Annotated in this window: 14 protein-coding genes; 5 read left to right on the forward strand and 9 right to left on the reverse strand. The window is 32.2% G+C overall.

Annotated elements, in window-relative coordinates; genetic code table 11:
• Positions 1–7 precede the first annotated feature (7 nt).
• Complete coding sequence (locus ABXT66_RS09400; protein WP_443644736.1) at positions 8–772, reverse strand: SDR family oxidoreductase; 765 nt, start codon at positions 770–772, stop codon at positions 8–10.
• A gap of 112 nt (positions 773–884) precedes the next feature.
• On the opposite strand from ABXT66_RS09400, the gene ABXT66_RS09405 reads away from it, so the two are divergent.
• A complete protein-coding gene (locus ABXT66_RS09405) occupies positions 885–1,916 on the forward strand; it encodes an L-idonate 5-dehydrogenase (protein ID WP_443643247.1) in 1,032 nt (343 codons plus the stop codon).
• Positions 1,917–2,032: 116 nt separating this feature from the next.
• Here the strand turns inward: ABXT66_RS09405 and ABXT66_RS09410 are convergent, their stop codons facing one another.
• Positions 2,033–2,902 (reverse strand): substrate-binding domain-containing protein, encoded by an 870-nt coding sequence (locus ABXT66_RS09410; protein WP_443643248.1) that lies wholly within the window; start codon positions 2,900–2,902, stop codon positions 2,033–2,035.
• Between the two features lie 58 nt (positions 2,903–2,960).
• Between ABXT66_RS09410 and ABXT66_RS09415 the strand changes: the two genes are divergently transcribed.
• From ABXT66_RS09415 to ABXT66_RS09430, 4 genes are read left to right on the forward strand one after another with little or no spacing between them, the layout of a single operon-like run.
• Positions 2,961–3,353 (forward strand): winged helix-turn-helix domain-containing protein, encoded by a 393-nt coding sequence (locus ABXT66_RS09415; RefSeq protein WP_443643249.1) that lies wholly within the window; start codon positions 2,961–2,963, stop codon positions 3,351–3,353.
• Positions 3,354–3,364: 11 nt separating this feature from the next.
• Entirely contained in the window at positions 3,365–4,243 is an 879-nt protein-coding gene (gene fdhD, locus ABXT66_RS09420; protein ID WP_443643250.1) for a formate dehydrogenase accessory sulfurtransferase FdhD, read from the forward strand.
• A gap of 13 nt (positions 4,244–4,256) precedes the next feature.
• Positions 4,257–5,390: a molybdenum cofactor guanylyltransferase MobA gene (gene mobA, locus ABXT66_RS09425; protein ID WP_443643251.1), complete on the forward strand. Its 1,134-nt coding sequence runs from the start codon at positions 4,257–4,259 to the stop codon at positions 5,388–5,390.
• Positions 5,391–5,413: 23 nt separating this feature from the next.
• Positions 5,414–6,061 carry a 2OG-Fe(II) oxygenase family protein gene (locus ABXT66_RS09430; protein WP_443643253.1) on the forward strand — a complete coding sequence of 216 codons (648 nt, stop codon included), beginning with the start codon at positions 5,414–5,416 and terminating at the stop codon, positions 6,059–6,061.
• Positions 6,062–6,065: 4 nt separating this feature from the next.
• Here ABXT66_RS09430 and ABXT66_RS09435 read toward each other — a convergent pair whose 3' ends face one another.
• The 7 genes from ABXT66_RS09435 to fdh3B form a co-directional block, all read right to left on the reverse strand.
• On the reverse strand, positions 6,066–7,295 hold the full coding sequence (locus ABXT66_RS09435) for a molybdopterin molybdotransferase MoeA (protein WP_443643254.1): 1,230 nt from the start codon (positions 7,293–7,295) through the stop codon (positions 6,066–6,068).
• Between the two features lies 1 nt (position 7,296).
• Positions 7,297–8,016 carry a S1C family serine protease gene (locus ABXT66_RS09440; protein ID WP_443643255.1) on the reverse strand — a complete coding sequence of 240 codons (720 nt, stop codon included), beginning with the start codon at positions 8,014–8,016 and terminating at the stop codon, positions 7,297–7,299.
• A 30-nt stretch (positions 8,017–8,046) separates the two neighbouring features.
• Complete coding sequence (locus ABXT66_RS09445; protein ID WP_443643256.1) at positions 8,047–8,169, reverse strand: hypothetical protein; 123 nt, start codon at positions 8,167–8,169, stop codon at positions 8,047–8,049.
• Between the two features lie 13 nt (positions 8,170–8,182).
• Positions 8,183–9,532: a c-type cytochrome gene (locus ABXT66_RS09450; RefSeq protein WP_443643257.1), complete on the reverse strand. Its 1,350-nt coding sequence runs from the start codon at positions 9,530–9,532 to the stop codon at positions 8,183–8,185.
• A gap of 14 nt (positions 9,533–9,546) precedes the next feature.
• Positions 9,547–10,605, reverse strand: a complete 1,059-nt coding sequence (locus ABXT66_RS09455; RefSeq protein ID WP_443643258.1) for a formate dehydrogenase subunit gamma — start codon at positions 10,603–10,605, stop codon at positions 9,547–9,549.
• Positions 10,606–10,632: 27 nt separating this feature from the next.
• A complete protein-coding gene (locus ABXT66_RS09460) occupies positions 10,633–10,833 on the reverse strand; it encodes a hypothetical protein (protein WP_443643259.1) in 201 nt (66 codons plus the stop codon).
• A 78-nt stretch (positions 10,834–10,911) separates the two neighbouring features.
• Positions 10,912–11,502, reverse strand: a complete 591-nt coding sequence (gene fdh3B, locus ABXT66_RS09465; RefSeq protein ID WP_443643260.1) for a formate dehydrogenase FDH3 subunit beta — start codon at positions 11,500–11,502, stop codon at positions 10,912–10,914.
• Between the last annotated feature and the right edge of the window lie 4 nt (positions 11,503–11,506).

An 11,506-nucleotide genomic window follows, 5' to 3' on the forward strand; every position in this document is an offset into this window, starting at 1 on the left:
ATTTGAATTACAATGATGCTGTTATACCCCCGTCAACATAAAGAGTATGACCATTTACAAAATTAGATGCATTAGAGCTTAAAAAAATACTCGCACCCACAAGCTCATCTACTTTTCCCCATCTTCCAGCTGGCGTCCTTTTTTCTAACCATGATGTAAAATCCTTGTCTGCCACAAGAGCTGCATTAAGTGGCGTATCAAAGTAACCTGGAGCTATAGCATTACATTGTAGACCATGTTTTGCCCAATCGGTGGCCATTCCTTTGGTTAAATTGCCAACAGCTCCTTTAGTTGCTGTATATGGAGCAATTCCTGGTCTGGCTAACAAAGTTTGGACACTTGCTATATTAATGATTTTCCCTGACCCTCTTTTGATCATATGTTTGGCAATTACTTGACTAACATTGAACACTGAAGAGATGTTTGTTTTTAATAATTGTTCAAACATTTCAGGAGGAAAGTCTTCGAGTGGGGTCCTGTGTTGCATTCCAGCGTTGTTTATTAAGATATCAATTGCTCCAAATTCACTTTCAAAGTTATTAATAACCTGTTTTGTTTCATTATAATCGGTAACGTCAAAAGATAATTGAAATAATTTCTGTTTTGCTTCAATAGTTTTAGCAGATTTATCTAATTTAATTTTGTCTCTACCATTTAAAATTATTTCAGCGCCTGCTTGATCTAAGCCTTTAGCTAATGCATATCCTATCCCTTGCGAAGAGCCTGTAACAAGAGCTCTTTTCCCTTTGAGGTTAAATAAATTGATTCCAATAGCCATGTCTTTCTCCAGCATTTTAATTTTGAAATATATATAATTAATAAAAATATTGCTAATTTTCTTTCAAATATTTATTTTAAACCATTGTTTTTTATAGGAGACATTTGTGAAAGCTTTAAAAATTCACGGAGCAATGGACTTAAGGATTGAAGATTTTGGTTTAGAAGAACTAACCCCTAATCAAGTTGAAATATCTGTGGCAATGGGTGGAATATGTGGAACTGATCTTCATTATTATAAGCATGGTGGCTTTGGTCAAATAAAGTTAAAAGAACCAATGGTTCTAGGCCATGAGGTTTCTGGTTATATTTCTAAATTAGGTTCCAATGTAACTGATTTAACAGTTGGTCAATTAGTTTCTGTGTCTCCTTCAAGGCCTTGCAACAATTGTGAATTTTGTCTAGAAGGTTCACAAAATCATTGTTTTAATATGAAGTTTTATGGTTCTGCAATGCCCTTTCCCCATATCCAAGGAGCTTTTAGAGAAACACTTATAGCCGAAGATTATCAGTGCATTCCAGCTGATGGATTATCAGCTGGAGAGGCTGCAATGGCAGAACCTCTTGCAGTTTGCCTTCATGCAATAAATCAGGCTGGGAACCTTTTTGGTAAAAAAATATTGATTACTGGCTCAGGACCAATTGGAACATTATCAGTTTTATCATTGAGAAGAGCGGGAGCAGAAGAAATTGTTGTGACTGATATTTCTGATAACGCTCTAAGTTTTTCAAATGCTGTTGGAGCAGACAAGATAATTAATACTATGAAAAATTATGATGAACTAGAGCAATTTCAAATTGGGAAAGGGGTGTTTGATGTTGCAATAGAATGTTCTGGCTCTGCATCTGGAATAAATGACGCTATTAAATCTCTCAAGCCCAAAGGAACTCTAATACAGTTAGGACTAGGTGGGGACATATTAATGCCTTTGGTTGCCGTTACAACAAAAGAATTGAATATCAAAGGGTCGTTTAGGTTTCACTCTGAATTCCAATCGGCGGTAAAAATGATGCAAAAAAAGCTAATTGACGTTAGTCCATTGATTACACACAAAATACCTTTTAATAATGCGAAGAAAGGATTTAATATAGCAATGGATGAAAAAGAAAATAGTATGAAGGTTCATTTGGTATTTTAGTATCTTAGAAAATAGAAGTCAAAATGAACACTTTAGCCCCTAGAAAGAAAAAAAAAGAGTTAGAACTATCGCAACACCTAATAAACCCTTACCTATTTCTTTGAACATGTTTTTTCCTATTCGCTATTAAAATGAATCTTACCTAAATTATCAATATCATACCCTTCAAAGGTTGATACTAACTTGAAAAATTCTTTAGTTTTACAAAAATTTAGAAGAGTTTGAAATGAGCTTTCAAACCAATATTTTCTATAAACAATTAAATCAAACCTTTCTGTAACAATTGGAATAAAATCAAGGTCAAATTTTTTTGCTTCAGATTTTAATCCAAAACTTACATCTGCTTGATTGGATAATATTAAGGATACGGCATCATTTTCTGAATAAGCTAGATCTGAATTGATAAAATCATCAAAACTCAGTTCTTCATTTTTTAATAAGTGCTGAAGATAATTATCAGCTCCTGAACCAGGCTGCCGTCTAACTAATGTTTTTCCCCTAAAATCTTTAACTGATTTCTTAATATTATTTTTTGAAGATTTAAAAATTAAACCTCTTTGTCGTTTTGCCCACTCCATAAGTACAACTTGTTTAGTATTTAAATGATTTTTAATTATAGAAACATTCCAACTCTGCAAATCATGATCATAAAGATGCAAACCTGAAGCTATGCCCTGATTTAATTTAAATCTATCAATACCTTGAGTACTTCCATCAAAAGACATTGCAATCCCTGATTTGGAATGCTTGACAGCAAGTTCTAGAAGAGGATCATGGCTTCCTAACAATACATCAGGTATATCTTTTAAATTTGGGATATTAATATCTTCACCGGAAATCCACTTTGAAATTTCTTTTTTAGAAAATAACAGTTTACCCATTACTCTTGAGTGTGGAATGTCACCCTTTGAAATTAAGTCATAAACTTTTCGAGGTTTAATCCTTAAAAATTCTGCTAATTCATCAGTTGTAAAATAATCTGACATTAGTGCTTACCATAAAAAATATTTAGTCTATTTTAACATTATATCCTATAATTTGTTAATGAAAAATAGATCAACAGATATAAAGATTTCTTCGTTGCCTCCTAAGCTTTTTAAGGAAAATGAGAATGGAGTAAGAATTAAAATATATGTTCAAGGGCATATGATTGGGGCAGGGAAAATGGAGTTATTTCATCTAATTTCTCAAAAAGGTTCAATAAGAGCTGCTGCTTTAAGTATGGGAATGAGTACTAAAAGAGCGACCCTTCTTTTAAAAACTATTCAAGAAGCATTCCCAATTCCTATTCTAGAAAAAAAGCTAGGAAATAAAGGTACAAAAATAACACCTTTTGGAGAAGAACTCTTAAAAAGATATTTAGATTTATGTAATCATTTATCAAAAGAATCTGAAAATTTTATTAACTGGACTGCTTCTAAACAAATTAATAAATAAAAGGCTAAATAATGGAAAAAAATAAAGAGTTTTATATTTCACCAAATTTAGAAAATGACGATTTAACAGAAACAATTAATTGTACTAATGAAGCCGGTGAAAATATAGAAATCCCTGTAGTAAAAGAAATTCCTTTAACTATTTACTTAAATAAACAAGAAATTGTTACTGCCATGACACTAGGTGACATGCCTGACATTTTAGCTGTGGGATATCTACTTAATCAAAATATGTTGCAAAGAGACGACATAATTTCTGAAATTGATTACGATGAAGATTTACAGGTAGTAATAATAAGGACAAAAAGAACAACTAATTATGAAAAAAAAATGGAAAAGAAAATAAGAACAAGCGGCTGTGCTGTAGGTACTGTTTATGGGGATATAATGGATGATTTTTCTTCTGTTAATCTAAATAAAGATGCTAAAATTAAAACTTCTTGGATTTATACAATCTCAAAAAAAGTTAACACTAGGCCGAGCTTATATCTGAAAGCTGGTGCACTCCACGGCTGTGTTTTATGTAAAAATGATTCTCCTATAGTATATGTTGAAGATGTAGGAAGACATAATGCAGTAGATAAAATAGCTGGATGGATGTTTTTAAATAAAGAAAATGCTAATGACAAAATATTTTATACGACTGGAAGGCTGACATCTGAGATGGTTATTAAAACTGTTCAAATGGGGATCCCAATATTAATTTCTAGATCTGGTTTTACTGAATCAGGAGTTCGACTTGCTAAAGAATCTGGCCTTACATTAATAGGTAGAGCTAAAGGAAAGAGAATGATTATTGCAAACGGCATTGAAAGAGTTGTTTTTGATACTGATGTTCAATCTGTTAAAAGCGAAGACGTTGTGTCTGCTCAAAGAGCACTAATTAAATAAAGGTTTTAATAAATTGGAAATATCAAATGAAATAGTACCATGTGTTATTTTAGCTGGGGGCAAGGGAAGAAGAATGGGTGGAAAAGAAAAAGCCCTAATCCCACTCTTAGATAGACCATTGTTATCTTATATTTTGGAAAAAATATCTGGTAAAGTTGCTCCAATAGCATTGAATATAAATACAAACTTAGAACAATTCACTAAATTTGGCTATCCTATTATAGAAGATCCCATAAAAGGTCATCTCGGACCGCTAGCAGGAATATTAGCATCTCTAAACTGGGCAAAACAACATAATAAAGATTGGGTTATGACTTTACCCTGTGATACTCCGTTTCTTCCAAAGAATATTGTCCAATCCATGTTGGATGCCAAAAAAAAACAACCAGATGTTGATCTAATAGTTGCAAAATCGAAAGGTTTCAATCATCCGGTAATTGCGTTGTGGAAGTCTGAAATTAATATTAAGTTAAAGAATGCATTAGATGAAGGTATTAGAAAAATAGATGTTTTTACGTCTCAACTTAAAATTTCTTATGTAGATTTTGATAATATCGACAAATCAAACTTTGATCCTTTTACTAATTTAAATTCACCTCGAGATCTAATACATGCTCAGCAAATACTTGGAAAGTTACCTCCTTTTTTCGGTCTCGCCGGATGGTCAGGTTCAGGAAAGACAACACTTTCTACTAAATTAATAGAAAACTTTACTAAAATTGGTATCAACGTAGGAACTTTAAAACATGCCCATCACAAGTTTGATATAGATAAAAAAGGCAAAGATTCCTATAATTTAAGAAAAGCTGGCGCTCGACCAATGATTATCTCCTCAAAGGAAAGATTTGCTCTAATACAAGAGAATGACGAAAGTGAAGAAAAAAGTTTATTTGAAATGTTAGAAATATTCTCAAAAAACCCAATAAAAAAATGTGATATAATTATTGTTGAAGGTTATAAAAATGAAGATATACCAAAGCTTGAAGTATATAGACCCATTATTAAAAAACCTCTTTTATTTACAGAAGATAAAAACATTTTTGCTATAGCATCTGATATTCAGATAGAGGCATCAATACCTACTTTCGATTTAAATAACATAAATTCAATTACTGATTATATTATTCAAAAATATAAAATATCTTAAATTATTTTTTGTTGGAGTTCAAAATGGCTAAAAACAATCCCATTATTACAAAACCCAAATTTTTAGATCTTTGGCCTACACAATTTATGGAAATGTCTCTTCCGGGACATGAAACTGCCAACGCTGTTATTGCTGATATAGTTTTATCTAACAATGCAGAACAAGAAAATATGACAGAAAATTATGTTAATCAAAATATTTTAAATATGGATCATCCAGCAATGTATTGGTTAAAACAATGCCTTGATAGAGCTATATATGACTATGCACAACAATCCGGAATTTCATATGAATTAAAGTGGTCCATTCAAGGTTGGGGCAATGTAAATATGAAAGGTGATTATCATAATCTTCATAACCACCCACACTCTTGGTTATCGGGCACTTATTATATAAATGTACCTGATCAGTCAGATGCAGAAGTTTTTAGATCTGACCTTAATCCTGGATCAATAAGTTTTTTTGATCCAAGGCCACAGGCAAACATGAATTCTATTAAAGGTGATAAACAAGTAGACGCAGAACATCGAGTTCTTCCAAAATCTGGAGATTTATTATTATGGCCAGCTTTTATTCATCATTTGGTCCATCCTAACATGTCTGATTTTCCAAGAATATCTATTTCGTTTAACGTTATAGTAAAATGGGATAATAACCTTATCCCAGACTAATTCATTATAAGCCTCTATGATCAAATTGAAAAAAATTTAATAAATCTCCCTTCACAACACTTTCATATTCCATAGGTATTTCTACTATACCATCTGCACCTGTTAATGAAGAAATAACTCCAGCCCCTTTTCTTCCGTGAAGCATAATAAAAGATTTAGCATCTTCATTAATAATTTTAGCTCGAAGATATTCTGCCCTACCTGTTTTTTTATTATGGACAAAACCAGATGGTAATTTAATCCTTAAAGGATTTAAATTTACTCCTCCAGCAAGCTTAATGATTAAAGGTTTTATTAATAGTTTAGTACATACAAAGGCGGCTACAGGATTACCAGGAAGACAAAAGATTATTTTTTTACCTAATAAACCAATAGCCATAGGCTTGCCTGGTTTTATTGCTAATTGCCATACTATACATTTTGCACCTATATCTTTAAGAGCATTTTGAGTGTGATCCTCTATTCCGTCTGAGGCTCCACCTGATGAAATGACCACGTCACTTTTAGATAAGCACTCATCATACTTATTGGCTAAATCTTTCCTTTTATCTTTAACTATTCCCATATCAATAGTTTCTAAATAATTAGAATTTAATAAAGAAAGTAACATTGGCCTATTAGCATCGTAAATTTGACCATTTAATCTTTCTTTAGATATAGAATTTACTAGCTCATCACCTGTAGAAATAACTGACACTTTTATTTTATCATAAACCTCTATTTCAGTATTTCCAGATGCAGCAAGTTGACCTATATCAGCAGAATTAATAATTTTACCTTTATTTACCACTATTTCATCTTTTTTTAGATTCTCTCCAATAGGGCGAATATTTTGGTTTTTAGTAACATGCTCTCTTATTATGACTTGATTACCAATTCTTTCACAGTGCTCATGCATGATTACTGTATCAATCCCTTTTGGAGTAACTGCACCTGTATAAATTTCTATAGCTTCATTAGGATGTATTATTTTGTTATAAGGATGCCCTGCTTTTGCGATGCCCACCACTTTCAATTTTAATTGTGGATTAGATACAATTGTTTTATGCAAGATTCCGTAGCCATCAACTGCAGAATTTGTCGTAGATGGTAAATTTATTTCACTTTTGATCGTTGAACAATTCACTCTATCTAATGAGTTTACAATTGGTATTTTAACTGTTTCGTTTTTCAAACTAATTGTTTCAATCAGTTTTTTTTTAGCATCTTCTAACTTTGTAGGTTTTACAAACATTTTAATTCTTTATTAGAAGATCATAATTTTCAGTGATAAATTGATTGATCAATTCTTTATCTATTGCAAAATTTACACCTGCATCGATATCTGCCTCTTTTGTATAAATAGCGTCAACCATACCAATTAACTCCCCATTTTTATTTACTAAAGGTGCTCCAGAAGCACCCGGGTTTACAGCGGCATCTGTTTGAATAAAGTTTTCAATTTGATTAAAGCCTAAATTTTTTCTGTTTTGTGCCGATATAATACCGCATGACAAACTCAGCCCTAAACCAAAACTATTTCCTATGACACAAACTGGATTTCCGATATTTAAATTTCCTTGTGAAGTTTTTATTGCCAGTCCCTTAACGTTGGATTTTAAAACAGCTATATCTCTTTTTAAGTCAACCAATACTACTTCTGCTTGTTGAGTAATATTGTTATAATCTTTAATATCTACCACTTTTGCATTTTTAATTACATGCGCGGCAGTCATAATAAAGCTTGTGTTTTCAGTCTTTTGATCTGCTGATACATAAAAACCTGTTCCTGCTGGAGCTGTTCCTAACGGAGCTCCAAATCCAGGCCTATTATATCCTGGCCAAGTAGGCAAAACAATTACAGTTGACTTATATGATAATTTCCATGCGCGTGATGCATCATCACCATGTGCACTAAATGGTAAAAATAAAATATTTACTATAAAAACATAAATAATATATTTTATTTTAATCATTCTTTTTATTCGTTAAGTTTATTTTAGTTACTATAATCTCACGTTAATACTAGACATAACATTTGCAGAATCCATACCTATATTTATCAATATATAATAAGCTACAACACCAACTACTATACTAAAAACTCCACTTGTTAATACCATTTTCATTGATTTCTCCTTTTTAGTTTGTCACTTTTTTTAAATATTTAATTAAATCACGTCTATCTTCATATTTTTTCATTCTTTGAATAGGCATTTTAGTTCCTGGTGTTACTTTATCTGGACCCTCATCAAATAATTGATTAATTGTGCTTTCATTCCAAATCAAGTCTGATTTTATTAATGCCTCAGAATATTTATACCCTTTTAATGTTCCAGCTTCCCTACCAAATACTTTATATAAAGTTGGCCCTGCCCTTTTTTTCCCATTTAATGTTAAAGTATGGCAAACACTGCACTTCCTTGCAAATTGTTTTTCTCCATTCTCAACTTTCCTAATTGGGTTAAACCTTCTTGCTGGACCAGGTCTTTCTAGTATTTCAGGTGGAAAGTCAAAAATTTCCCATCGAGTTAAAAAGTCGTCTAACCCTGCTACAATTAATGAAGAGTCATTTGGAAATAAAATATTATCCCATATTGGTCCGTTTACTGCGTTAAAATCTCTCACCAAAGCCCATTTTTGGGTATCGAGGATTATCATCCTTCCTTTTGCATTTCCAAAACTTATTAAATTTTCATTTTTTAAATAGTACATTGATAGGATTGGAGTTCTATCCTCTCCTATTTCTAGTATTTTTTTATCTTTGTTATATTCGCTTATGATAATTTTCCCATCAATTGATCCATATGCAATAAAATTGTTTTGTTCACTTACCTCAAATACAGATACACCCCAACCATTTTTTATGAGTGGTCTAACAAATTCTCCATTTGATCTGTTCCATAATCTTATTTCACCATCATAACCTGAGCTATATATATATTTATTATCATCAGAAAATTTTACTGAATAAACAGGTCCTTTGTGACCTTTAATAAATCTGATATTTTTTCTTTTTTCTATATCCCAATACCCAATGCTTCCGTCCCAACTAGCCGTTAGTAAATATTTACCATCTTTTGAAAAGTCTATATCTACTACTTTACCTTTATGTTTACCTAATATGTTTGGATTAATTTCATCGTTTTTTACTAGTGGTTCACTAATTTTCCAAAGTATTACCTTATAATCATCTCCACCGGAGGCTAATAAATTATTTGATGGTGAAAATTTAACTGTATTTACTGAAGCATCATGCCCAATCAAAGTATTATTTTCTTTAATTGGATTTAGGTTCCAAATTACAACGGAATAATCAAAGCTTGCACTTGCTAAATATTTATTATTATTTGAAACGGCTAGTCCCTTTACTGGACCACCATGAGCTGTATATTGTTCTATGGAAAAAGCATTATTTATTAATAAAAAAAAAGGCATCACAAAAAGTAATAATTTTTGGATGCCTTTATAAATTTCTAATTTAAACGTCATTATTATTATTTAAATTACTCTGCGGGTTCAGGTTTTTTGTTTTTTTCGTCTTCTTCCTTTACCCATAGATTATGATGTTCTTTAGCCCAGTTTCTATCAACTTTACCACTATTCATCGCATCAATTGCCCCTTCCATACCCACAGAACCTATGTAAATATGTGCAATTATCATTATCATCAATCCAAGTGATACAATACCATGCCACAACTGATTATATTGTTGTTCCTGAATAGCTGTTAAATTTGTTGGTAAGTCTAAACCAAAAACATTTAACATTGCGAATGTTTCTGAAAACATATTTGTTTCAAAAGGAAACATTAGTGCTATACCCGACATGCTTACTGATAAGCCACCAATCATAGTTATCCAAAAGATCATTTTTTGGCCAGCATTAAACTTCTTTGCAGGTGGATGCATTCCAGCTTTGAAAATTCCACCACCTTTTTTTAACCATTCCCAATCAATTTTTGTTGGTATGTTATGCCTTACCCATAATATAAAGGCTATTGCAAGACCTATCATAAACCCAAATGACAAATAGTTATGAATATATTTTCCAAAAACAGTAATGGCACTAAAAAATTCAGGCCCTAAAATTGGTAACAACACATATCTACCATACAACATATTTAATCCGGTAAAGGCTAAGAGTACAAAAGAACCGGCCATTAACCAATGAGCAAATCTATCAATTGTAGCAAACCTTAGTATTGTTTGACCAGTCAATCCCGATTCTACTTTAATTTTACCTCTATAAAGATAGAAGACTATTAATAAGCCAATAATTCCAGCTAAACCAATTCCACCAAATACAGAAACAGGACCATTTCTAAGAGCTCTCCAATTATCACCTTCTGATTGGATCATAACTGCTGCCAACTCATCTTTCATTTGAGTTGATCCGGTATTCCCATTCCTTATAAATCTCCACAAATCAGCGTCAGATTTTAATCCTAATGTTTCCCCTGGAACTTCACCTTTTGTCTGTGCAAACACTACGTTTGAATTAGTAATGATAGCAACATTCATTATGAATACTATCATGATTCCGGCTATTAATTTTTGTAACATTTTTTCCTCCGAACAAATATTGAAATTCTAGTAACTTCTTTGTCTAGATGTATGCAATTTAAGCGTTGTTATTTGCTTTTCTGATAATTTAGAATCTTTTTTACCAAGATATACGCCTTTTTCATAATTTAAAACTCTATTTTGTTCTTCCTGTCTGCAAGAACTTATGAATATGGTGCTAATTGCAAATAATATTAACAATGTAATTTTATTAATCATTTTAAGCATATTTTCCTCAATTCTATCTAGGTTATTTAGAATCAAAAAAAGGCGGGAACTAATGTTCCCGCCTTTCTAATATTCAATTTAACCTTTTAATTGGTATGCAGTGCCCCAACCCCATGCTCCTGAGCCAAAACCGCGGGCTACCACTCTTTCTCTAAAGATATTGGCAACTTCATCACCGTCTCCTGCTAATAAAGCTTTTGTAGAACACATTTCTGCACATGCTGGTAACTTTCCTTCTGCAAGTCTATTACGACCATACTTTTGGAATTCATCACCTGACATATCTGTTTCTGGACCACCAGCGCAGAATGTACATTTATCCATTTTCCCTCTTGAGCCATAATTTCCTGCTTGAGGATATTGAGGAGCTCCAAAAGGACATGCATAAAAACAATATCCACAGCCTATGCATAAATCCTTTGAGTGAAGAACCACACCTTGATCTGTCTCGTAGAAACAGTCTACAGGACACACAGCCATACACGGTGCATCTGAACAATGCATACATGCAACTGATATAGACCTTTCACCAGGCTTACCATCCTGAATAGTTACAACTCTTCTTCTGTTAATTCCCCATGGGACTTCATGTTCGTTTTTACATGCTGTCACACAAGCATTACACTCAATACATCTTTCTGCATCGCATAAGAACTTCATTCGTGCCATTTTA

Origin of the sequence: Candidatus Levibacter sp. Uisw_134_01 (assembly GCF_047717795.1) — a bacterium.
Classification (GTDB): Bacteria; Pseudomonadota; Alphaproteobacteria; order Puniceispirillales; family Marisalimonadaceae; genus Marisalimonas.